Consider the following 22680-nt stretch of genomic DNA (forward strand, 5'->3'; position numbering starts at 1 on the left):
CCTCCCCAGGACGCTCATGCATTTCTTATAGTGGAGCCATGCTGCTTGCGCAAGGCTCACGCCTTGATGTGCCTGGGGTCGGCATGGTCATTAGTCAATAACGTGCCGATCCCGCGTGTCGGAACCCTGGCTACCGATCACGAAATGGACCAATGCTCTTCACTGAAGGCAGGTCTTGATGCAGGTGGAATAGGTAAGGTCGCACTTGGACTGCCGTTCTGACAGCCTGCTGGCGAAACTGCTGCCCCTCAATTCCTGGTTTTCGTCAAATTGGGGGGAGCCTGTTTCGTTTTGAGGAAAAGTCCCTCGCGTATTGGGCTTGTATCGAATGGGTGGGTCGGTATCGAAAGCTGTCTCTTTCTTGGCATTGGCGCGGCATTCCCTTTTGTCGGAGGCGCAAAGGGAATTGCACAGCGTTGAACTGCCAACCTGAGAGTACGCACTGACCGAAAAGAGCAGCCCAAACAGGGTCAATGTGATTTGCTTCGTCAAAAGTGACTCCCGTTGCCCGAAACGATGTTGAGCGAGATGTAGTTCAAAGCCTGCTCCAAACCCGACTGATAGCTGTATAGCATACGAATCGGGTCCGTACATGTCCAGAGAGTGAGTGCTGGCGCCGGTTCCCGTCGTCCTGCCCCTTGGTTGCAAGGCATGACGGGCGGGCCCTGGTTCGGCATGGCAACAACACGCCGATACTGTATGGGACTGTATTTTCATTCAATACTCTGCCAATATACGACCCCCCGATTTTCCCTTGCGGGAAATGCACGTCGTCGAGCAATGGCTTCAAACAGAGCGCATCACGCCACAGGCTGGGCCGCAGCGGTCATCGCGGCAGCGGTGGTCGCCCACGCCGGCGCGGGTGGCCCTTATCAGATGTGGAGCGCGTTGAGCTTTGTGATGGGCTTTATTGGCAGCACCGCGCCAGACTGGCTGGAAGTGGCCTGGTGGTCCAGGTCACGCCGTTTATGGATCACCCACCGGACCCTGACGCATTGGGGCCTGGCCTGGATCGCGCTTCTTTTCTATTCCTACGAGCAGCTCGGTAAAACTTCGCTGGCAGCGCCGGGAGTGGGTTTTGCCATCGGCGGGTTGATGCATTTGCTGGCGGACTGGCCCAACCCCCTCGGCGTACCGTGGCTGTGTTGCCGTCATTCCCTCAATTGGTGGAAGAGCGGGCGCTGCGACCTGCTCGTCGTGGCTGCGTCGTGGATCGGCGCCTTTGCCTGCGCTGACTACGTCTGGTTCCACGGGATTCACTGTGCGTGGATCATGGAGTGCGTGCGCTCGGCAGCTCGATAGCCGCCTAGGCGAGGCGGCGTGGAGCTCTCCCGGCAAGCAGGCGTGTCAGCCGCGCCGTGCCGCTTCGATTGCCGCGATGTCGATCTTGCCCATCTGCATCATCGCCTCGAAAGCCCGCTTGGCCGCCGCGCGATCTGGATCGGCGATGGCGGCCGTGAGGGCGCGCGGCGTGATCTGCCACGACAGGCCCCACTTGTCCTTGCACCAGCCGCAAGCACTTTCCTGGCCGCCGTTGTCGATGATCGCATTCCACAAGCGATCCGTTTCGGCCTGGTCGTCGGTCGCTACCTGGAAAGAAAAAGCCTCGCTATGCGAAAATCCCGGACCACCGTTCAGGCCGATACACGGGATGCCCATCACCGTGAACTCGACCACCAGGACATCGCCCTCCGTGCCCGAAGGATAGTCGCCGGGGGCGCGGTGGATCGCGCCCACCGCACTGTCCGGAAACGTTGCTGCATAGAACCGGGCGGCTTCCTCCGCGGCGCCGTTGTACCAGAGGCAGATCGTGTTCTTGCTGGCCATTTTCGTTCTCCGACGGGTGATGGGGGCGGGCTTGAGCCATGGAGGCAGCCCGAAGTCTTGGGCAAGTTTCCGTCCTTGAGGTTGCGGACCTGCGGCTAGCTAGACCGCTAGGCAGCTCTGAAATTGCTCAACTTCAGTAGCTCCGTTACTGGATTGGTGGTGCGAGCCATGGGTGGATCAACATCTTCATCCAATGGACATAGACTTCCTTCGTTCGTAGACTGCCATGAAGGTATCGAGCGCACTCGCGAAGCTGGCCGTCCAGATAAATAGATAGTTAGTCGTCTTCAACTTACTCCGAAAAGCCATGCGCCTACTCTACCCGTGTGATCCGTTCGAAAAGAAGAGGCCTGATGAGACGTACGAAGAGGAGTTCAGTGCTGCTCAAGCGGCGGGACTGGTCTGTTCGCTGTACTCCGCAGAGGATTTCGAGCTTGGGGAATTCAAGCGCAAAGTCTTTTCCTATAGCGGAGTTGTTCCCGAAATCGTGGAGTGCATTGCTGCACGCATCGATAGCCCATTTTTCTCCGTTGATGTCGTGCTTTCTTCAAAGGGAAGGCCGCGATTGATCGAACTCGGCGATGGCCAGGTTTCAGACCGAAAGAATTGGCCGGCGTCACGCTTCGTAGCCATACTTGAAGATCAATAATCCAGCCCAGGCGCTCCCCTTTATCCCTTACCTGAAACATCTGCCCTCCAAGATCACGTGGAATTCATTGTTGAGATCGTTCTCCAACTGCTGGGATGGATCCTTCAGGTCTTTGGCGAATTACTACTTCAGCTGGTCCTGGAGGCCATCGCCGAGTTGATCGGCCACTCGATCAAAGAGCCCTTTCGCCGCCCACGTCCTGTTCGGCCATGGCTTGCTGCAGTTGGCTACCTCATCTTTGGCGCAGCCGGCGGCGGCCTCAGTATCTGGTTGGTTCCCAATCTATTTATCGAAGCGCAGTGGCTTCGGGTTGCTAACCTTTTGCTTACGCCCGTGGCTGCGGGCCTCATCATGGAAGTCGTTGGTGCTTGGCGGGAGCGCCGAGAGAAGGAAGTCTTGCGCCTGGAGACCTTCACCTACGGTTTCTGCTTTGCTTTCGCCATGGCCGTCGTGCGCTATGTTCTCGGCAACCACCAGGGCTGACTTGCAGGTCGAGAGACATCGCCTGCAAGTCGCGCCGTCGCTTCGAACTGACGGAGTTCAAAGGACCTCGATGATGCGCCCCGTTCGCGCAGCCTGGAGAAGCACATCGATTACACGGAGGTTCTGCAGTCCGTCGTAGGCGCTGACAAAGGGTTTGCATCGACCAAGGATCACGTCGCCGAAATGGTCGAACTGCCGGGCCAGCGGATCGACAATATCGAGGGGAGCCGTGGAGTGCTCCAGGGGCTTATGGGGCGGCCCGCGCAGGGCGTCCTGATGTCTGCCGCCGAAAAGGCAGGGCTCGCCGCGTCAGCCCCGCGGCGTCGACAACCAGCGGAGCACGGTGGCGAACAGGGCGGTGGGTTCGACGGGTTTGCCGAGGTGGTCGTTCATGCCGGCTTCGAGGCAGCGCTGACGGTCTTCGTCGAAGGCGTTGGCGGTCATGGCGAGGATAGGCGTCGTCGCGTGGCCGGGTTGGTTGCGGATCGCGCGGGTCGCGTCGAGGCCGTTCAGGCGCGGCATCTGCATGTCCATCAGGATCAGTGCGTAGGCGTTTCGGGCAGCCATGGTCACGGCCTCCTCGCCGTCGGCGGCCACGTCGACGCAGAGGCCGGTTTCTTCCAGCATCTCGCGGGCGACTTCCCGGGTGACGGGTTCGTCTTCCACCAGCAGCACACGGGTACCGGCGTGTTTGGCCCGTATCTGCGTTTCGGCGTCATGGGCTGGCGTTGCGGTCGCGTCGTCGCTGCCGGTCAGCCTGTCGAGGGGCAGTACGAGCCAGAAGGTGCTGCCTTTGCCCTGCTGGCTGTCGACGCCGAGCTGCCCGCCCATGAGGAGCGTGAGCCGCCGGCTGATGGCCAGTCCGAGCCCGGTGCCGCCGTACTTGCGGGTCATCGAGCCGTCGGCCTGCTCGAAGGCGTTGAAGAGGCGCTCGTGGTCCTGCGGGGCGATGCCGATACCGGTGTCGATGACCGAAAAACGCAGGTGGACGTGATCCGCCGTTTCTTCGACGCTGCGCACGCTGATCGTGACGGTGCCTTCTTCGGTGAACTTGATCGCGTTGCTGGTCAGGTTGAGGAGGATCTGGCCGATGCGCAGCGGGTCGCCCTGGCAGCGCAGCGCGCCAACCGGCGGCGGCATGTCGATGCGGACCTGCAGTCCCTTGTCCGTGGCCTGGTGGCCGATCAGTGACACCAGGTTGCCGATCACATCGCGTACCGTGAAGGGCATCTGCTCCAGCACCAGGCGCTCCGCCTCGATCTTCGAAAGATCAAGGATGTCGTTGATGACCTGCAGCAGGTGCCGGGAGGCCTGGCCGATCTTTTCCAGACGGTCACGCATGCGCGGGGTGCCGGCATTACGCAGGGCGAGGCTGGTCATGCCGAGGATGGCGTTCATCGGCGTGCGCAGCTCGTGGCTCATGTTGGCGAGGAACATGCTCTTGGCGCGGCTGGCCGCTTCGGCGGCTTTTCGCTGGTCGCGGGTACGCAGGGTTTCGATGCCGAAGCCGAGGTTGCGTGCCAGTTCTTCGAGCAGCACGACCTCTTCAGGATTGAACACGTCCCAGTCGGCCGCGTACAGGGTGAGCGCACCAATCGTTCTGCGGGAGACGTTGAGGGGCAAGGCGATGCTGGAGCGAAAGCCGGATTGGCTACCGTGGCTGCGCCACGGCGCCATGCGCGGATTGGTCTGGAAATGCTGGATGATCTGAGTGGTCCCGGTGCGCACGGCGGTGCCGGTGGGGCCGCGCCCGGTGGCGAGCTCTTCGTTCCACGATACGCGGATGTTCGACAAGTATTCGTCGGCCTGGCTGCCGAAGCGGGCGACCGGATACACGCCGCAGTCCGCGTCGTCTGCGCCGAGGCCGACCCAGGCCATCTGGTAGCCGCCGGTCTCGACGATCTGGCGGCAGACGTCTGACAGGAGCTGGGTTTCGTCTTCTGCAGAGAACAGGGCCAGATTGCAGTCACTCAGCAGGCGCAGGGCCCGGTTGAGGCGCAGTTGTTCGCGAACCGAATCGGCGCGCTCCGTGCTGAGTTGGCGCAGGCGATCCTGCGTGTCGGCGAGGCGGTCGAGAACGCTGCCTTCGATCCCTTTCACGCGAGGAATGGCTGCAGACCGATCCTTCCGGCCCAGGTCGGCGATGGCGGTATAGATGTCGAGCACCGATCCACCCAGGATCTTCTTCTGGCGGCGATGGACGCTGTAGGCCAGCGCGACGAGCAGCACGAACATCAGCCCGAAGGCGGAGCGGATGTGGATGGCCTCGGCTTCAGCAGCGTGCACGCTTTCCAGCGTGCGCCGGTCCATCATGGTTTCGAATTCGCCGATGGGCGCCATGATGTCGGCCTTGGCGTGGTGGTAGGCGGCATCGTGCAGCATGAGGATGGCTTGTTCGCGCTGGGCTGTCATTCCGGGACCACCGGCCTCGACGAGGGCCATGGCGGCAAACTCGGTGCGCGTCAGCGCGTCGGAATTGGCCTTGGCCTTGCGCAGTCTGGCGAACTCTTCCGCGGTGAAGCCGGCCTGCTGCATCAGCGTCAGCAGCGGCATCGCGGCATCGGCAGGGCGTGGGCGGTGGTCGTCGGCGAGGACCAGATCCCAGTAGATGTGCTGGTAGTTCACCGGACGGGCACGCCGGCCGTCGCGGATGTCGAGGATCTCCTGGTAGCGGGCCTTGTACAGCGGATTGCCGGTGACGATGTAGGTCCGCACCATGCGCGTCAGGTCGTCGGACGATTGGCGGAGTTCTTCGGCGAGCAGGAAGGACTGGTGGCGCAGTTCGTTGGCGCGGTCGATCTGCTTTTCGGCGCGCACATAGACCACGAAGGTCATCACCATCACGAAGAACAGGCCGAGCGTCAGCCAGATGTGGCTGGAAAACCTGGGCAGAGCGCCTTGGGCTGACGGCATACGGGTGGCGGCGTGTGCGACGGATCGGGCTGGGTAAGCGGGAAACCATTATCACCGAAACGGGTATGTGCAGACCTTTCTGAAGTGTGTCCTATCGCACACCTGGCAGCATGGACCGTGGCCGTCGCGCAGGCTTGGCCGCGGCCATCATGGGAACGCGTTGATCTGGAAGCGGTTGCGATAGGCGCCGGGGCTCATGCCGATGCGTTGCCGGAAGAGGCGCGAGAACGAACTGGTGTCGGTGTAGCCGACTTCGCCGGCGATGAGGTCCACGCTCAGGTTGCCGGTTTCGAGCAGGGCACGGGCGGCTTCGAGGCGGAGGTCTTGCAGGTAGGTGAGCGGCGTCTGCTGCAGGGCCGCCTTGAAGCGCCGGATCAGTGTGCGGTCGCTGACGGCCAGCGCGGCAGCCAGCTCCGAGATGCGCAGCTCCTGCGTCATGTGGCGCTGCAGCCACTGCTGGGCGCGTTCCACCAGGGCGTCGGTGTGGGCGCGTTCGGCTAGCAGCGGCAGGTAGGGCACCTGGCTGGTCTGGCTGACGTCGATCAGCATGCTGCGGGCCACCTGCGAGGCGATGGCCTGCCCGACGAAGCGCTCGATGACGCGGATCGCCTGCAGCAGGTAGGAGGCTGACGCGCCGGCGCAGACCAGCCGCTCCGCCTCGGTGATCACCGAGCGCAGTTGCAGGTCCACCTGCGGGTAGCGGGCACGGAATTGCTGCTCCAGCCACCAGGTGGTGGTCGCCGCCTTGCCGTCGAGCAGGCCGGTCTGGGCGAGGATGAAGGTACCGGTGCAGTTGGCGGCGATCCATGCGCCGGCCTGCCACTGGTCCACCAGCCAGGCGCAGGTGTCGGCCTGGGCGGCGAGGATCTGTTCGAACGCTTGCCGCCCGCCGTAGTGCAGGCTGGGAACGAAGACGAGGTCGTAGCGCTCGCTGGGCTCCAGCCGGCGAGTCGCCAATGGCAGCCCGTTGCTGGCCATGGCGGGCTGCCCCGAGATCGACACGAACTGCCACTCGAACTGTCCCGCCGCTGCGCCTTGCCGGTGTGCCAGATGGGCGTTGGCGACCTGCAGGATGTCGGCAAAGCCGCCGACGCTGGAGGCGTGGCATTCGTCGAAGGCGAGGATCGCGGCGCGGATCATGGAGTGGCGGATATCGCACAGAAATAGTCAGTTTCGCCACTCTACACAGCGGAGCCCGGTTTCTAAACTGTGCCCGTATTCATCACCGCCTACTCATCAGAGACGAAACGGAGCCCGTTCATGAAAGTGTTCATCGTCCACGCCCACCCCGAGCCGAAGTCCTTCTGCACGGCGATGAAGTCGACGGCGGTGGAGGAATTCCAGCGGCAGGGCCACGAGGTGCAGGTGTCGGACCTTTACGCGATGGGTTTCCAGCCTGTGGCCTCGGCGGCGGACTTTGGCGCGCGCGCCAACCCCGACTACTGCGTCTATGCCCTCGAGCAGCGCCACGGCGCCGGCAGCGGCACCCTCAGCGCGGACATCCAGGCCGAGCTCGACAAGCTGCTGTGGTGCGACCTGCTGGTGCTGGTCTTCCCGGTTTTCTGGTTCTCGACGCCGGCCATGCTGAAGGGCTGGATCGACCGGGTCTTCGTGTCCGGCCAGGTCTATGGCGGCAAGCGCGTCTACGACCGCGGTGGGTTGGTTGGCCGTCGTGCGCTGGTCGGCCTCACGCTGGGCGGCCAGGAGCACATGTTCGGGCCGGAAGGCATCCACGGCCCGCTGGACGGCATGCTGCGCCACCTGCTGCAGGGTACGCTGGGCTATGCGGGGCTGGACGTGCTGCCACCCTTCGTCGGCTGGCACATTCCCTACATCAGCGAAGAGGCGCGCAACGGGATCATGGACGACTGGAAGACGCGCCTCCAGACGATCGAGGGCGACGTGCCGCTGCAGTTTCCGAGCCTCTCCGATTACGACGACCGGCTGTGGCCCCTCGCCACGGCCTCTCAGCGCGCGTCTGCCGGGTCGTAAGGCACGACCTTGTCCTGCTCGGCCGGATCGTTGCGGGCGACGATCGCGCGGGCCGGTTCGTCGTTGCTGAGGTTGATGGCCTGATGGGGCACCTCCGGCGGAATGAACAGGAAGTCGCCGGCGCAGCTGATCACGCTGTCGCGCAGCCCCGGGCCGTAGCGTGTTTCGACACGTCCGGCGAGGACGTAGATCGCCGTCTCGTGGCCGCGGTGCAGGTGGGGCGTCAACATGCCGCCCGGCGGAATCACCACCAGATGCATGGACAAGCCGCCACTGCCGGCCGTGGCGCCGGAAATACCGACAAAATAGGGTAGCCGCTGGCTGGTCAGGACTTCGCTGTCGGGGCGCACCGCGACGACGGTCGGGGATGGGCGGGAGGGGGACATGCGGGGCTCCTTGCGGGGGCACCACGGCGAAAGCAGGGTGCTGCTGTAAAGCTAGCCAAGCCGGGGCGGAAGCGCCAGGTAGTGCGGAAGAATCGTTCGTCGGCCCCGAGTGGGTTATATTGCGACGCGACAAAATCAACAGCTTGGTGTTCCCATGTCTCAAACTCCGCTTTCCTTCCCGCGTCGCATCGCGCTGGCCTGCGGCAGCTTCCTGTCCATACTGACCGACTCCGGTTTTGCCGCCCGGGTCGCGGGCCTGCGGGACGGCGCTGATCACGCCCCACAGCCGGCTCCGGTTGCCCCGGTAGCACCTGTAGCTCCGGCTGCGCCCGCTGCGCCGGTGGCGCCCGCGGTGTTGCAGCGTGCCCCTCATGAGGCGGCACAGCAGCTCCTGGGGCTGTTGCAAAGGGATGCGCGCCTCATCGACTTCGTGCAGGAGGATATCGCCGCGTATTCCGACGCCGATATCGGTGCCGCCGCGCGGGTCGTGCATGAAGGCTGCCGCAAGGTACTGAACGAGCACTTCCGCATCGAGCCGGTGCGCAAGGAGAGCGAGGGCAGCCGCGTCACGCTGGCCGAAGGTTTCGATGCCGCGGCGGTGCGCCTGACCGGCAATGTCGTGGGTAGCCCGCCCTTTACCGGCAGCCTCAGCCACCGGGGCTGGCGGGTCACCGAGAGCCGCCTCCCCAGCCTGGCCGACGGCCACGATACGTCCATCATTGCCCAGGCCGAGGTGGAGCTGTGAGCGCCCGCTACACGATCGGCATCGATCTCGGTACGACCCACTGCGCCCTGTCCTACGTGGACATCGAGGCCAGTGACGGCGAGAAGGCCGTCCAGCAGGTGCTGGCGATTCCGCAGCTCAGCGGCCCGGGCACCGTGGATGAACGCCCGCTGCTGCCGTCCTTCCTGTATCTGCCCCACGCCGACGAGCTCGCCGATGGCGATCTCCATCTGCCGTGGTCGCGTACCCAGGACTTCGCGGTCGGCGAGTTTGCACGCAGCCGTGGCGCCGCCACCCCGATCCGTCTGGTGTCGAGCGCGAAGAGCTGGCTGTGCCACGCGGGCGTGGACCGCCGCGCGGCGATCCTGCCGGCCGAGGCCTCTGCCGACGTGCCGCGCATCTCGCCGCTCACCGCGTCGATCCGCTACCTGTCCCATCTGCGCGACGCCTGGAACCTGGCCCACCCGGAGGCGCCCTTCGCCGAGCAGGACGTGACCGTCACGATCCCGGCGTCCTTCGATCCGGCGGCCCGCGAGCTCACCGCCGAGGCGGCCCAGGCCGCTGGCTACGGCCCGATGACGCTCCTCGAGGAACCGCAGGCCGCGCTCTACAGTTGGATTCAGAAGAGCGGCGGGCAATGGCGCAAGGAAGTGCGCAAAGGCGATCTGATCCTGGTGGTGGACGTGGGCGGTGGCACCACCGACTTGTCGCTGATCGCGGTGCTGGAGCAGGAAGGCAACCTGGAACTGCACCGGGTCGCGGTTGGCGAACACATCTTGCTCGGCGGCGACAACATGGACCTGGCGCTGGCCTACGGTGTCGCACGCAAGCTCGCCGCCCAGGGCTCCCAGCTCGATCCGTGGCAGACGCGGGCGCTGGCCCATGCCTGTCGCGGGGCGAAGGAGACGCTGCTGTCCGACGCCACGGTGGTGAGTGTGCCCATTGTCGTGCCGAGCCGCGGTTCGAGGCTGATCGGCGGTTCGATCCGCACCGAGCTTACCCGTGACGAACTGACGGCCAGCCTGGTCAACGGCTTCTTCCCGCAGGTCGCGGCCACCGATCGGCCGCAGACGCGGGCGCGCGGCGCCTTGACCCAGCTGGGCCTGCCCTATGCGCAGGACGCGGCGATCACGCGCCATCTGGCCGCCTTCCTCGGCCGTCAGCTCGACGCGACGGCAGAACTGGAAGGTTTTGCCGATGCGCCGGGAGCCAACGCGAGCTTCCTGCACCCGACCGCGGTGCTCTTCAATGGCGGCGTGCTCAAGTCCGAGCTCATCGCCGGCCGCGTGCTGGACATCCTCAACGGCTGGCTGGCGTCTGAAGGCGCAGCGCCGGCCCGCCTGCTCGGCGGGGCCGACCTGGATCTGGCCGTGGCGCGCGGTGCCGCCTATTACGGCTATGTCCGGCGCGGGCGTGGCGTGCGGATCCGCGGCGGCACGGCGCGGGCCTACTATGTGGCGGTGGAGTCGGCGATGCCGGCGATCCCCGGCATGGAGCCGCCGGTGCAGGCCCTGTGCCTGGCCCCCTTCGGCATGGAGGAGGGCACCGACGCGGCGCTGCCGGAGCAGGAGTTCGGCCTGGTCGTCGGCGAGCCGGTGCGCTTCCGCTTCTTCGGCTCGTCGGTGCGCCGCCAGGACCAGGTCGGCAGCACGCTGGATTTCTGGGCGCCGGATGAATTGCAGGAGCTGGAGGAGATCGAGGCCACGCTGCCCGCCGAAGGCCGCGTGCCCGGCGAGGTCGTGCGCGTGAAGCTGCATGCCCGTATTACCGAAACCGGCACGCTGGAGCTCGAGGCGCTGCCGGTCGGCGGCCATGAGCGCTGGAAGGTGCAGTTCGACGTGCGCGGTGAAGGTGGCGTCTGAGCGGGAAGTCGTGAGCCGCTACACCGTAGGCATCGACCTCGGCACCAGCAACACGGTCGTCGCCTACGCGGCGCCGGGCGATGCGCGCATCGAGTTGCTGGCCATCGAGCAGTTGGTCGGCCGCGGCGAGGTTGCGGCCCGGCCGCTGCTGCCTTCGCTGCGCTACCACCCGGCGCCTGGCGAGCTGGATACGGCTTCGTTGAGCCTGCCGTGGCAGGCGGCGTCGAACGGGGATGAAGGCCCGCCGGCGATCATCGGTAGTTACGCCCGCGATCTGGGTGCCCAGGTGCCGGGGCGCCTGGTGGCCAGCGCCAAGAGCTGGCTGTCCCACGCGGGCGTTGACCGCAGCGCGCCCATCCTGCCTTGGGGGGCCGCTGATGATGTGCCCCGCGTATCGCCGGTGGCTGCCAGCGCCAGCTACCTCGCCCATGTGCGGGCCGCGTGGGACGCGCGTTTTCCGGATGCCCCGCTGGCGGCCCAGGACATCGTGCTCACGGTGCCGGCATCCTTCGACGAAGGCGCTCGCGCCTTTACCGTTGAAGCCGCGCGGCTGGCCGGCCTGCCGCAGCTACGCCTTGTCGAAGAGCCTCAGGCGGCCTTTCATGACTGGCTGTTCCGCCATCGGGAGCAGCTCGCCAGCGAACTCGCCGGGTCGCGTCTGGTGCTGGTCTGCGACGTGGGTGGCGGCACCACCGACCTCACCCTGGTCCAGGTGGAGGCGGGTGAGGGCGGCGTACCGCGCCTGACCCGCATCGGCGTCGGCGACCATCTGATGCTCGGCGGCGACAACATGGACATGGCGCTCGCCCATCTTGCCGAGCGCCGCCTAGGGAGCACCGAGCGCCTGTCGGCGGCGCGTTTTGCACAACTGGTGCAGCGCTGTCGGGCAGCCAAGGAACAGCTGCTGGCGGCCGACGGGCCGGAGCAGCTCAGCGTGACCTTGCTCGGCGAGGGCGCCCGGCTGATCGGCGCGGCGCGTTCCGTCGTGCTGACCCGCGCCGAAGTCGAGGCGCTTGTCGTCGATGGCTTTCTGCCCGTCGGCGGCTCTGATGAAACGCCGCAGCGGCGCCGGGCGGCGATCGTCGAGTTCGGCCTGCCTTATCCGGCCGATCCGGCGATCACCCGTCATCTGGCGGCCTTCCTGCAGCGCCATGCGAGTGCTGCGAGAGAGGCCCTGGGGCCCGACGCGCCGCCCGCCGGTGGGCTCGCGGTGCCGGATACCGTATTGCTCAATGGCGGTGTGTTCCGCGCAGATGCCCTGAGCCGGCGGCTGGTGGACGTGCTTACCGCCTGGCGTGGCAGTGCGCCGCGCGTGTTGCACAACGACGCCCCCGATGTGGCCGTCGCGCGCGGTGCTGTCGCCTTCGCCCTGGTGCGGGAGGCGCGCGCTGGCCTGGGCCCGGCGATCGGCGGCGGCTCGGCGCGCAGCTATTTCCTGGTGCTGGAGGAGGACGGGCGGCGGAGCGCGATCTGCGTGCTGCCACGGGGCACGGAATCCTGCCGCGAAGTGGTATTGCCGGAGCGCCGCTTTGCGCTGCAACTGGGCCGGCCGGTGCGTTTCCACCTTGTCTCGACCAGTGGTGACAGTCCCTGGCAGGCCGGCGATCTGGTCGATCCGGACCAGGCGGATTTCATTCACCTGCCGCCTGTCGCCGCATTGCTGCCTGCATCGCATGGCGGGCGCAGCAGCGTGGTCGTGAGCCTGAGCGCCACGATGACGGAAGTCGGCACCCTGGAGATGAACTGCGTCGGCACCGGCGAGGACCGCCCCCGCTGGAAGCTGGATTTTGCGTTGCGCGGCGAGGCCGCCGAAGTCCCGCCGCCGGCTGCTCCCGGTCTTGTCGAGGCCATCGGGCTCATCGACGGGGTCTTCGGCAGCCAGGGCAAGGACGTAGACCCAAAAGGGGGGCGCCAGCTGCGTACCCGCCTCGAACAGCTGCTCGGCCCGCGGGACGAGTGGGACACGGCGCTGCTGCGCCCGCTCTTCGACGCCCTCCTCGAGCGGGCCCGGCGTCGGCGCCGTTCTGCAGAGCACGAGCGGGTGTGGTTGAACCTGGCTGGCTACTGCCTGCGCCCGGGGCTCGGCGCGGCCCTCGACGAGTGGCGTATCGAGCGGCTGTGGGCGCTGTTTGGGGAAGGCATCCAATATGCCAACGAGGGCCGCAACTGGAGCGCCTGGTGGACCTTGTGGCGCCGCGTGGCGGGAGGCCTTCCCGAAGCCGCGCAACTGCAGGTGCTGGAGGTGCTGGCCGGCCATCTGGAGCCCGCCGCCGAAGGGCGCGCCCGTGCGCCGCTGCAAGCCAGCTACGATGACATGCTGCGGCTGGCCGCGGTGCTGGAGGGCGTGCCGGTAATGCACCGCATCGAGGTCGGCAAATGGCTGGTGGAGCGCCTGCAGCGCCCGGCCGAAAGGGCGCAGGCATGTTGGGCGCTCGGCCGCGTCGGCGCGCGCGCGTCGCTGTACGGCAGCGCGCATCAGGTCGTGCCCCCCGAGATTGGCGCCGAGTGGCTGGCGGCCGTGCTGGCTCTCGACTGGAAGGCACTGCCGGCAGCCGGCTTTGCGGCCGCGCAGATCGCCCGCCTGACCGGCGACCGCAGTCGGGATCTGCCCGACGCGTTGCGCGAAGAGGTGATCCGCCGCCTCACCGCGATCCGTGCGCCCCAGGGCTGGATCACGATGCTGCGGGAAGTCGTCCGGCTGGACGAGGCCGAAAGCCGCCTCAGTTTCGGCGAGGCCTTGCCGGCGGGACTGCGCTTGATCTAGCGCCGTTCCCGGTCGATGCGGAGCCGGTAGCGGAAGGCGTCGCCGCGGTAATACACATAGTCGAATTCGACAGGCGTTCCGTCCCGCGTGAACGCCAGCCGTTCAATGTGCAGGACCGGCGAGCCCGTTTGCACGTCCAGATAGGCCGCCAGCGTGTCGTCGGCGATCAGCGCCTGGATGGACTGGTCCGCATGGCCGAGGGGGAGGCCGTAGTCCTTTTCCAGGATCAGGAACAGGTCGCGGCCGGCGAGGTCCTCGCGGGCCAGGCTGCGGCCGAGCTCTTCCCTGACGTAGGTGATGTCGAAGGAGATCGGCTTGTCGTCCAGGTAGCGCACGCGGCGGATCTCGGTGACGGGGGCGCCGACGGGGATGCGCAGGCGCTCGGCAATGTGTGCGTCGGCCGGCAGCTTGGCCAGGCCCACGACCCGGTTGCGCGCCGAGTAGCCTTGTTCCGCCATGGCTTCGGCGAAGCCCTGCAGGCGGGCCAGTTCCTGGGTCGCCTTCTCCTCGGGCTTGGCGACATAGGAGCCCTTGCCCGGAATGCGGAAGATCATGCCGTCCCGCTCCAGGTCGCCCAGCGCCTGGCGGACGGTGATCCGGCTCACGCCGAAGAGGGTCATCAACTCCTTCTCGGACGGGATGCGGGCGTGGTGCTGCAGCGTGCCGTTGAGGATGTCGCCGCGTACACTTTCGCGCACCTGTTCGTAGAGTGGTACGGGCGGAGCGAGCGGTGTGCGGGGATTCAGTGCGGATCCGTTCATCAGGCAACCCTGCTCAGGTGGCGTTTGGGGGGCTCGGCCGCGTCGGCCTGTCTGCTGGCGGTGTCCTGCTGCAGGGGGTCCGAACTGAGTACCCGCTCGAGGATGAGCTCCTCCTGCGCCGCGAAGGCCGGGTTGCCCCGGTGGCGGGGGCGTGGCAGGTCGATTCGTTCGTCCAGGGCGACCCGGCCGTCTTCGAGCAGGATGACCCGGTCGGCCAGCGCCACGGCTTCGGCCACGTCGTGGGTGACCAGCACGGCGGTGAAGCGCTGGCGTTGCCACAGGGATTCGATGAGGCGTTGCATTTCGATGCGCGTCAATGCGTCGAGGGCTCCGAGGGGCTCGTCGAGCAGCAGCAGCGAGGGTTCATGGACCAGGGCGCGGGCCAGCGCCACCCGCTGTTTCTGGCCGCCGGACAAGGAGGACGGCCAGTCGCCGGCACGTTCTCCAAGGCCGACGTGGCGCAGGGCTTCTTCTGCCTGGGGGCGGGCGTGCCTGTCGAGCCCGAGGGCCACGTTGGCGATGACGGATTTCCACGGCAGCAGCCGGGGCTCCTGGAACATGAAGCGCACGTCGCCATGGGCATTGGCCTGGTCGTCGTTCAGGCTCACGCTGCCGGCGGTGGGCGATTCCAGGCCGGAGAGGATGCGCAGCAGCGTGCTCTTGCCGCAGCCGCTGCGGCCGACGATGGCCACGAACTCGCCGGCGGCGATGCTCAGATCGAGGTGTTGCAGCACCTTGCGCACGCCATAGGTCTTTTCCAGGCCGCGGACGGCGACGGACTGGCCGCCCTTGTGGGAAACCGCCTTCAAGGTGGGAGGTGTCGGGGTTTGAGAGGTCATGGCGCTCACTCAGTGTTGGGGCTGATAGCGGGGGTGCCAGCGCAGGCTGGTGCGTTCCAGCCCGCGGGCGAGCATGTCGGCGAGCTTGCCGAGCAGGGCGTAGAGCAGGATGCCGACCAGCACCACGTCGGTCTGCAGGAACTCGCGGGCATTCATCGTCATGTAGCCGATGCCGGACTGGGCCGAGATGGTTTCGGCGACGATCAGGATCACCCACATGAAGCCGAGGGAAAAGCGCACACCGACCAGGATCGACGGGAGGGCGCCGGGCAGGATGACCTCCCGATACAGCTGCCAGCGGGACAGGCCGTAGCTGCGCCCCATCTCGATGAGCCCCTTGTCCACCGAGTGGATGCCGTGGAAGGTGTTGGTGTAGATCGGGAAGAACACGCCCAGGGAAACCAGGAACAGCTTGGCCGCCTCGTCGATGCCGAACCACAGGATCACCAGCGGGATCAATGCCAGCGGCGGAATGTTGCGGACCATCTGCAAGGTGGAGTCGAGCAGCGTTTCGGCGCTGCGCAGGCTGCCGGTGAGCAGCCCGAGCAGCAAGCCCAGGCCGCCGCCGAGCGCGAAGCCGGACAGGGCCCGCAAGGTGCTGATCCGCATGTGGTTCCACAGCTCGCCCGACTCCGCCAGCGTGACGAAGGCCTTCAACACATCCCACGGTGCGGGCAGGATGCGGGTGGACAGCCATCCCAGGCTGCTCGCCGTCTGCCAGGCGGCGAGCAGCAGGATGGGCAGGATCCAGGGCACGGCGCGGCTGAAGAGCCGGTTTTCGGTGTGCGTGCTCATGATCGTCGATCCGCGGCCGTGCGCCTCAGCGCTTGGGCAGCAGCGCGTCCTTCACCAGGACGGGCTTGGGAATCAGCTTCAGCTGATGGAAGGTGTCGGCAATGCGCTGCTGTTCGGCGGCGACCGTATCGCTGATCGGTTTGACGCCGAAGTTCTGGCGATTGACGGCAAGTTCGGTGGTGGCCAGGTCCAGGCCGAGCAGGGGGGCAATCTGGCGGGCGACTTCCTTGCGGTTCTGGCTGGCCCACTGGTCGCTCTTGGCCAGTTCGTCCAGTAGTGCGGTGAGGATCGGGCCGTGCTTTTCGGCGTAGGGGCGGGAAGCCAGGAAGAAGGCGTGGTTGTTCACCGCGCCCTTGCCGTCGGCCAGTACCCGCGCACCGATCTGCTTTTCGGCGGCGGCGAGGAAGGGATCCCAGATCACCCACGCATCGACACTGCCGCGCTCGAAGGCGGCACGGGCGTCGGCCGGGGGCAGAAAGACGGTTTCCACGTCCTTGTATTGCAGCCCGGCTTTTTCGAGCACCCTGACCAGCAGGTAATGGACATTGGAGCCCTTGTTGAGCGCAATCTTCTTGCCCTTCAGTTCGGCAACGGTCTTGAGCGGAGAATCCTTCGTCACCACGATGGCTTCGCCGGCGGGTTCGGGCGGTTCGTTACCCACATAGACGAGATTGGCGCCGGCCGCCTGCGCAAAGATCGGCGGGGTTTCGCCGGCCTGGCCGAAATCGATGGCACCGACATTCAGGGCTTCGAGCAGAGCCGGCCCGGAGGGGAATTCGACCCATTTCACGGAAACGCCCAGCGGGGCCAGGCGCTTTTCCAGGGAAGCCTGGGCCTTGAGCAGCACGAGGGTGCCGTATTTCTGGTAGCCGAGGCGCAGCACCTCGGGTTCGGCGGCTTGTGCGCCATGGAAGGCGGGCAGCAGGCCCAGGCCCAGAAGGAGACCCAGAGCGTGACGACGGGCAGATTTGAAACGGTTCATCGTGCAGTCCTCGAAATGAATCAATTGAAGAATCACCGGCAATGGCGATTCGGCTTTCATTCATTATCGGGATGGCCTCATTGCATCCGAACCAATTTTTCCGAATTAGCTTATTAGATTTAGTTGTGACGTGTCAGAACCTGTTATATCCGGTTCTGACTAAGCTAATTAAAATAAATTGGTTCCCCGGAAATAGGGCCGCGGATAACTTGGCGGCACTGCGCAGCACCGACAACGACCTATTTCCTGGAGTACGACCTTGAGCCTCGACTTTCTCTGGTTCCTGCCTTCGGGCGGCGACACACGCTATCTGGGCACGACAAAGGGCGCCCGCCCGGTGACCCACAAATATCTGCAGCAGGTGGCGGTCGCGGCCGACAACCTCGGCTACGACGGCATCCTGATTCCCGTCGGCAGCGGCTGCGAAGATCCGTGGATCACGGCAGCCACGCTGGCGCCGCTGACCGAGCGCCTGAAGTTCCTGGTCGCCGTGCGGACCGCGGCGGCCCTGCCGACCACCACCGCACGGATTGCCGCAAGCCTGGATCGGGCGACCAATGGTCGCCTGATGATCAACGTGGTGGCGGGCGGTAACGCAGCCGAGCTGGCCGGTGACGGCATCTTTCTCGATCACGACCAGCGCTACGAGGAGGCCGACGAGTTCCTCACCATCTGGCGCAAGCTGTTGTCCGGCGAAACCGTGGATTTCGAGGGCAAGTACCACAAGGTCGAGAACGCCCGCCAGAAGTTCCTGCCGGTCCAGAAGCCCACGCCGCCCGTGTATTTCGGCGGCTCGTCACCGGCTGCCCATGAGCTGGCGGGCAAGCACGTCGATGCCTATCTGAGCTGGGGCGAGCCGCCTGCAGCGGTGGCCGAGAAGATCGCCGACGTCCGCGCCAAGGCGGCCAGGCATGGCCGGACCGTCAAGTTCGGTGTGCGCCTGCACGTGATCGTGCGGGAAACCAACGAGGAGGCCTGGGCGGCGGCCGAGCAGCTGATCAGCCATGTGGACGACGAAACCATCGCGGCCAGCTTGAAGGATTACTCGGCCTACGATTCCGTCGGCCAGCAGCGCATGACGGCCCTGCACGGCGGCAACCGGGACAAGCTCGAGGTGAGTCCCAACCTGTGGGCCGGCGTCGGGCTGGTGCGCGGTGGTGCAGGTACGGCCTTGGTTGGCGATCCGCAGACCGTGGCGGCGCGCCTGCTCGAATATGCGGATCTCGGGATCGAGAGTTTCGTGCTGTCGGGCTATCCGCATCTGGAAGAAGCCTATCGCTTCGCCGAGCTCGTCTTCCCGCTGTTGCCCGGCAAGGCCCATCTGGCACAGGCCGGGGAGGCGGTGACCGGTGGTCCGTTCGAGGGCATCAGCCGGCGCCCTGCCGCTTCGCCGGAGAACGCCCGCGCAGCCTGAAGCGCCTCCCAACGTATCGGTCGTCGACGAGCCGGTGAGCACCGGCTCGTCGACGTAACCCTGTATCAGCGCATTCAGCTTCGCGTGGGACAGGCCGCTGCCTGTTCGCAAGCGCGCCGGCCGATGTGCGCATGTTTGCCTGTTTGACTATCGAACCATGACCCAGAAGATCATTGATTTCCGCAGTCGTCCGGCCCTGCTGGACGATTTTTATGGCGCCACGCCAGGCACGGCCAGTTTCGAGTCCGCCAGATGGCTGAACCGCCGCACGGGCTCGACGCAGGACGACCATTTCGTCCGCTCCCTGACGGTGGACGGTTACGTGGCGGAGGTCCGCGAAAGCGGGATCCACCGTGCGGTGGTGGTCGGTCGGGATACGCCGGGGCTGCGGATCTCCAACGACCGCATCCATGCATTGACGTCGCCTCATCCCGAGCTGATCGGCCTGGCGTCGGTGGACCCGCAGACGACGGGCGTCGAGGCGGCCATCCGGGAGGTGGAACGGGCGGTGAACGTCCTCGGCCAGAAGGCCGTCAATATCGAGCCCGGCTTCGGTGTCCCGGCCCTGCTGCCGGACGACCGCCTGTATTTCCCCTTGTATGAGGCGTGCCAGAGCCTCGGCGTGCCGGTGTGCCTGATGAGCGGCCCGACCACGCCGGATCTGGACTTCAACGATCCGGCGGCGGTGGGGCGTGTGGCCCGGGCTTTCCCGCACTTGCCCATCGTCTGCTACCACGGCTTCTATCCGCGCGCCGATGAAATCGTCGGCGTGGCCTTCCGCTACGAGAACGTCTATCTGGTGCCGGACATGTATCTGTTCGCACCCGGCGGCCGGCGCTACGTGGAAGCCGCCAACGGGGTACTGCAGGACCAGTTCCTGTTTGCGACCTCGTATCCGTTCCGTGCGATGCGGCAGACGGTGGACGATTTCCTGGCCCTCGGTTGGCGCGAAGAGGTGCTGCCCAAGCTGCTCCACGACAACGCCGCGCGCTTGCTCGGCCTGTAGCAGACGACGAGCCCGACAGCGGCCGAGGCGGTGCAGCTGTCGAGCCCGGGGAGCCTGGGCGTCAGTCGATGGCGAACAGGCGGGCGGCGTTGCCGTACAGGAGTTTGTCCAGCAACGACTCCTTGAAGCCCAGTTGCTGGAAGTCGTCGATGCTCTGCCGGATGGGCCGGAAGGGATAGGACGAACCGAACAGCAGCTGATCGCCAAGGAAGCCGTTGGCCGCGTCCACGTAAGCCTGGCTGCCGGCGACGAAGAGATACATGTCCGGTACGAGGTGGATGTTCTCGTAGCGGAAGGCCACGCCCAGCGCCTGCTGCACGTTCGGCCAATAGCCGTGGTAGCAGACGATGGGCAGGCTGGGGAAGGCTTGCGCCACGCGGGCCAGGGCGGCCGGATCGTTGAAGCGCGGGTCCGGCGTGGTCGGGCCGCTCATCAGGAAGACCGGCACCTTGAGGTGGGCGCACAGCTCGTAGATCGGGAAGTAAACCGGGTCGTCGGCGTGGCGGGCCGGTTCGCCGAAGCCGGGCTCGATGTCGATGCCGGCCAGCCCGAGGTCGCGGATCGCCCGCTCGGCTTCGTCCACGGCGGCTTGGCCTTGCAACTGCGGATCCACGCCGGCGATGCCGAGGAGTTCGTCGTGCCCGTCGGTGATCCGGTGGATCAGGTCGATCGGCAGGTGTTGGCCAGGCGTGTGGCGGCCGACGACCACGGCCTTGCTGAGGCCGGCTTCCCGTACTTCGGCGAGGAAGCCTGCGGGTGTCCGGGAACGGGCGTAATGTTCGTCGTCGCCCCGGGTGCCGACGCGGCGGTTCAGCCAGCGGGCGGTTTCATTGGCGGCGCTTCCCGGCGTGGCGCCGAAGAAGTCGTGCAGGTAGGCGGGGCGACAGCGCAGGTCGATGACGCGGGTCATGCGGTTACCTTTTCGGTGTTGTTGGAATTGACGGTCCGGGCATCGAAGGGGCCGCCGGTCATCACGTGGTCCTGGATGGTGACCGGCTTCTTGCCCGGCAGCAGCGGGAAGACCAGTTCTGCAAAGCGATAGGCTTCTTCCAGGTGCGGATAGCCGGACAGCACGAAACTGCTCACGCCGAGGTCGGCGTATTCCTTCAGGCGGGTGGCCACGGTCTGCGGATCGCCGACCAGCGCGGTGCCGGCGCCGCCACGCACCAGGCCGACGCCGGCCCACAGGTTGGGACTCACTTCCAGCTTGTCGCGGCGGCCGCCATGCAGGGCGGCCATGCGTTGCTGGCCGACCGAATCCATCGCCGCGTAGCGGGCCTGGGACTTGGCGATTGTCTCATCGTCTAGGCGGCTGATCAGGCGCTCCGCGGCAGCCCATGCTTCGTCGTTGGTTTCCCGCACGATCACATGCAGGCGTACGCCGAACCTGACCGTCCGGCCATGCCTGGCGGCCCTGGCGCGGACATCGGCGATCTTTTCAGCGACGGCGGTGGGGGGCTCGCCCCAGGTCAGATAGGTGTCGACATGCTCGGCGGCCAGCTCGTGGGCGGCCGGTGACGATCCCCCGAAATACAGGGGCGGATAGGGGCGCTGGACGGCCTCGAAGAAATTCCGGGCGCCTTCCACGCGGTGGTGCTCGCCATGGAAGTCAACGGTTTCCCCCTGCAGCAGCCGCCGCCAGATTGCCAGGAATTCCGAGGCCTCGGCGTAGCGCGCGTCGTGATCGAGGAAGATGCCGTCCGCCGCCAGCTCGGTGGAGTCACCGCCCGCCACCACGTTGAGGAGCAGGCGGCCGTGGGTGGCTTGGTCGAGGGTGGCCGCCATGCGCGCGGCGGCGGTCGGGCGGGTGAGGGCCGTGCGCAGGGCGACCAGCAGCTTCAGGCGCCGGGTTGCGCCGGCGATGCTGGCTGCGGTCACCCAGGGGTCGAGGCAGCCGCTGCCGGTGGGAATCAGGATGCCGTCGTAGCCGAGGTTGTCGGCGGCGACGGCGATCTGCTGCAGGTATTCCTGGGTGACCGGGCGACCGGTGTTGGATTTGCCCAGATAGCGGGTGTCGCCCGAGGTGGGCAGGAACCAGAAGATGTCGAGACTCATGACGGTCCTAATGGGTTGATATCGGGAGGCGCGGTGTCATGCCGGTATCCCGGCGAGGGCCTGCTCCAGGTCGGCGATCAGGTCGTCTACGGCCTCTATCCCGATGGACAGGCGCAACAGGTCGTCGGGGCACAGGCTGTCGGGGCCTTCGACGGGGGCGCGGTGCTCGACCAGGCTCTCCACCGCGCCGAGGGACGTGGCCTCCTTGAAGAGGCGCAGCCTGCCGGCCACGCGGCGGGCGCCGATGGCGCCGCCCTTGACGCGGAAGGACAGCATGCCGCCGAAGCCGTCACGCATCTGGCGTGCGGCGATCGGGTGGTTTGGATCGCCGGGCAGGCCGGGGTAGCGGACTTCGATCACCGCCGAGTGCTTCGCAAGGCGCTGGGCAACGTGAAGGGCGGAGCGGCTCGCGGTCCGTACGCGCGGAAACAAGGTCCGCATGCCCCGTAGCAGAAGCCAGGCTTCGAAGGGGCCGAGTATCGCGCCGGCCTGGCCGCGGTACTGGCAGATGGTCTGCCAGTCGTCCGAGTCGGCGCGGGCGACCACCGCGCCGGCGACCACATCGGAGTGGCCGTTCAGGTACTTGGTTGCCGAATGGACCACGAAGTCGGCTCCGAGATCCAGCGGGCGGGTATGCACCGGCGTCGCTACAGTGGAGTCTACGGCCACCCGCGCGCCGTGGGCACGCCCCAGCGTGCTGGCGGCCTCGATGTCGGTGACCTCCCAGGTCGGGTTGGCCGGCGACTCGATCCACAGCAGACGCGGGGGCGGGCCGGAGAGTGCCTCCTGCAGGCTGCTCAGGCTGCTGTTCTCGTATTCGGCCAGCACAATGTTCCATTGCGCCGCAAAACGCCGGGCCCAGTTGCGCAGCGCCCAGTACATGTTGCGCGGTACGACGAGTTTGTCGCCCGGCTTCAGGATCTGCAGCACCGCGGTGCTGGCGGCCATGCCGGAGGCGAACAGCCGCGCGGCGTGGCCGTTTTCCAGCTGGCACAACAGGGCTTCGGCCGGATCGTAAGCGGGCGATGCGTCGCGGGCGTACAGCCGGCCGCCGCTCAACTGGCCGTTTGCATCCCGGGCGTAGGTGGTCGCCATGTGGATGGGGGCGACCACCTCCTGGAAGGGCGGGGCAAGCTGGCCGAGTGCCTGGGCGGCGGCGGTTTCGGGGCTGACGGCGGGCGGACGGACGGGCGTTGGGCTCATGGCAGGTCGACGATGGGATGGGGGG

21 protein-coding genes are annotated in these 22680 nt (G+C 66.4%); 9 read left to right on the plus strand and 12 right to left on the minus strand.

Annotated features, from left to right (window positions below):
• Nucleotides 1–159 precede the first annotated feature (159 nt).
• Nucleotides 160–492 carry a hypothetical protein gene (locus AC1PQG_RS10255; protein WP_481122463.1) on the minus strand — a complete coding sequence of 111 codons (333 nt, stop codon included), beginning with the start codon at nucleotides 490–492 and terminating at the stop codon, nucleotides 160–162.
• A 288-nt stretch (nucleotides 493–780) separates the two neighbouring features.
• Here AC1PQG_RS10255 and AC1PQG_RS10260 point away from each other — a divergent pair, with 288 nt between their 5' ends.
• Nucleotides 781–1302: a metal-dependent hydrolase gene (locus AC1PQG_RS10260; RefSeq protein ID WP_481122464.1), complete on the plus strand. Its 522-nt coding sequence runs from the start codon at nucleotides 781–783 to the stop codon at nucleotides 1300–1302.
• A gap of 45 nt (nucleotides 1303–1347) precedes the next feature.
• Here the strand turns inward: AC1PQG_RS10260 and AC1PQG_RS10265 are convergent, their stop codons facing one another.
• Nucleotides 1348–1827 (minus strand): VOC family protein, encoded by a 480-nt coding sequence (locus AC1PQG_RS10265; protein WP_481122465.1) that lies wholly within the window; start codon nucleotides 1825–1827, stop codon nucleotides 1348–1350.
• A 307-nt stretch (nucleotides 1828–2134) separates the two neighbouring features.
• On the opposite strand from AC1PQG_RS10265, the gene AC1PQG_RS10270 reads away from it, so the two are divergent.
• Both AC1PQG_RS10270 and AC1PQG_RS10275 read left to right on the plus strand, forming a co-directional pair.
• A complete protein-coding gene (locus AC1PQG_RS10270; RefSeq protein ID WP_481122466.1) occupies nucleotides 2135–2476 on the plus strand; it encodes an ATP-grasp domain-containing protein in 342 nt (113 codons plus the stop codon).
• 57 nt (nucleotides 2477–2533) lie between these two features.
• Nucleotides 2534–2959, plus strand: a complete 426-nt coding sequence (locus AC1PQG_RS10275; RefSeq protein WP_481122467.1) for a hypothetical protein — start codon at nucleotides 2534–2536, stop codon at nucleotides 2957–2959.
• Nucleotides 2960–3268: 309 nt separating this feature from the next.
• Here the strand turns inward: AC1PQG_RS10275 and AC1PQG_RS10280 are convergent, their stop codons facing one another.
• The gene (locus tag AC1PQG_RS10280) at nucleotides 3269–5872 is read right to left on the minus strand and encodes a hybrid sensor histidine kinase/response regulator (protein ID WP_481122468.1); all 2604 of its coding nucleotides are present in this window, start codon (nucleotides 5870–5872) and stop codon (nucleotides 3269–3271) included.
• A 147-nt stretch (nucleotides 5873–6019) separates the two neighbouring features.
• A complete protein-coding gene (locus tag AC1PQG_RS10285) occupies nucleotides 6020–7012 on the minus strand; it encodes a GlxA family transcriptional regulator (protein ID WP_481122469.1) in 993 nt (330 codons plus the stop codon).
• Nucleotides 7013–7132: 120 nt separating this feature from the next.
• Here AC1PQG_RS10285 and AC1PQG_RS10290 point away from each other — a divergent pair, with 120 nt between their 5' ends.
• Nucleotides 7133–7864 carry an NAD(P)H-dependent oxidoreductase gene (locus AC1PQG_RS10290; RefSeq protein ID WP_481122470.1) on the plus strand — a complete coding sequence of 244 codons (732 nt, stop codon included), beginning with the start codon at nucleotides 7133–7135 and terminating at the stop codon, nucleotides 7862–7864.
• On the opposite strand, the gene AC1PQG_RS10295 is transcribed toward AC1PQG_RS10290, so the two are convergent.
• Complete coding sequence (locus AC1PQG_RS10295; protein WP_481122471.1) at nucleotides 7840–8250, minus strand: cupin domain-containing protein; 411 nt, start codon at nucleotides 8248–8250, stop codon at nucleotides 7840–7842. The genes AC1PQG_RS10290 and AC1PQG_RS10295 overlap by 25 nt on opposite strands.
• Before the next feature lie 154 nt (nucleotides 8251–8404).
• Here AC1PQG_RS10295 and AC1PQG_RS10300 point away from each other — a divergent pair, with 154 nt between their 5' ends.
• The 3 genes from AC1PQG_RS10300 to AC1PQG_RS10310 are packed head-to-tail and all read left to right on the plus strand — an operon-like array spanning nucleotide 8405 to nucleotide 13600.
• On the plus strand, nucleotides 8405–8995 hold the full coding sequence (locus tag AC1PQG_RS10300) for a DUF2760 domain-containing protein (RefSeq protein WP_481122472.1): 591 nt from the start codon (nucleotides 8405–8407) through the stop codon (nucleotides 8993–8995).
• Complete coding sequence (locus tag AC1PQG_RS10305) at nucleotides 8992–10836, plus strand: Hsp70 family protein (RefSeq protein WP_481122473.1); 1845 nt, start codon at nucleotides 8992–8994, stop codon at nucleotides 10834–10836. Before AC1PQG_RS10300 ends, AC1PQG_RS10305 begins: the two co-directional genes overlap by 4 nt.
• Before the next feature lie 10 nt (nucleotides 10837–10846).
• Nucleotides 10847–13600 carry an Hsp70 family protein gene (locus AC1PQG_RS10310; RefSeq protein WP_481122474.1) on the plus strand — a complete coding sequence of 918 codons (2754 nt, stop codon included), beginning with the start codon at nucleotides 10847–10849 and terminating at the stop codon, nucleotides 13598–13600.
• Here the strand turns inward: AC1PQG_RS10310 and AC1PQG_RS10315 are convergent.
• From AC1PQG_RS10315 to AC1PQG_RS10330, 4 genes are read right to left on the minus strand one after another with little or no spacing between them, the layout of a single operon-like run.
• A complete protein-coding gene (locus AC1PQG_RS10315; protein ID WP_481122475.1) occupies nucleotides 13597–14361 on the minus strand; it encodes a GntR family transcriptional regulator in 765 nt (254 codons plus the stop codon). The two genes, AC1PQG_RS10310 and AC1PQG_RS10315, sit on opposite strands and share 4 nt — an antisense overlap.
• Entirely contained in the window at nucleotides 14361–15200 is an 840-nt protein-coding gene (locus AC1PQG_RS10320) for an ATP-binding cassette domain-containing protein (protein ID WP_481122476.1), read from the minus strand. Before AC1PQG_RS10320 ends, AC1PQG_RS10315 begins: the two co-directional genes overlap by 1 nt.
• 9 nt (nucleotides 15201–15209) lie before the next feature.
• Entirely contained in the window at nucleotides 15210–15995 is a 786-nt protein-coding gene (gene ssuC, locus AC1PQG_RS10325) for an aliphatic sulfonate ABC transporter permease SsuC (protein ID WP_481122477.1), read from the minus strand.
• Between the two features lie 25 nt (nucleotides 15996–16020).
• Nucleotides 16021–16977 (minus strand): sulfonate ABC transporter substrate-binding protein, encoded by a 957-nt coding sequence (locus tag AC1PQG_RS10330; RefSeq protein WP_481122478.1) that lies wholly within the window; start codon nucleotides 16975–16977, stop codon nucleotides 16021–16023.
• Nucleotides 16978–17236: 259 nt separating this feature from the next.
• Between AC1PQG_RS10330 and ssuD (AC1PQG_RS10335) the strand changes: the two genes are divergently transcribed.
• Entirely contained in the window at nucleotides 17237–18391 is a 1155-nt protein-coding gene (gene ssuD / locus AC1PQG_RS10335; protein ID WP_481122479.1) for an FMNH2-dependent alkanesulfonate monooxygenase, read from the plus strand.
• A gap of 157 nt (nucleotides 18392–18548) precedes the next feature.
• Entirely contained in the window at nucleotides 18549–19397 is an 849-nt protein-coding gene (locus tag AC1PQG_RS10340) for an amidohydrolase family protein (RefSeq protein WP_481122480.1), read from the plus strand.
• A gap of 61 nt (nucleotides 19398–19458) precedes the next feature.
• On the opposite strand, the gene AC1PQG_RS10345 is transcribed toward AC1PQG_RS10340, so the two are convergent.
• Genes AC1PQG_RS10345 through AC1PQG_RS10355 form a run of 3 tightly spaced genes read right to left on the minus strand, consistent with a single transcriptional unit; the run spans nucleotide 19459 to nucleotide 22655 of the window.
• On the minus strand, nucleotides 19459–20307 hold the full coding sequence (locus tag AC1PQG_RS10345) for an amidohydrolase family protein (protein ID WP_481122481.1): 849 nt from the start codon (nucleotides 20305–20307) through the stop codon (nucleotides 19459–19461).
• Nucleotides 20304–21452 (minus strand): FMNH2-dependent alkanesulfonate monooxygenase, encoded by a 1149-nt coding sequence (ssuD, locus tag AC1PQG_RS10350; protein WP_481122482.1) that lies wholly within the window; start codon nucleotides 21450–21452, stop codon nucleotides 20304–20306. The genes AC1PQG_RS10345 and ssuD (AC1PQG_RS10350) overlap by 4 nt, the downstream gene beginning before the upstream one ends.
• A 36-nt stretch (nucleotides 21453–21488) precedes the next feature.
• On the minus strand, nucleotides 21489–22655 hold the full coding sequence (locus tag AC1PQG_RS10355; protein ID WP_481122483.1) for a trans-sulfuration enzyme family protein: 1167 nt from the start codon (nucleotides 22653–22655) through the stop codon (nucleotides 21489–21491).
• Nucleotides 22656–22680: the final 25 nt, after the last annotated feature.

It is taken from the genome of Zoogloea sp. GDB6, assembly GCF_056724105.1.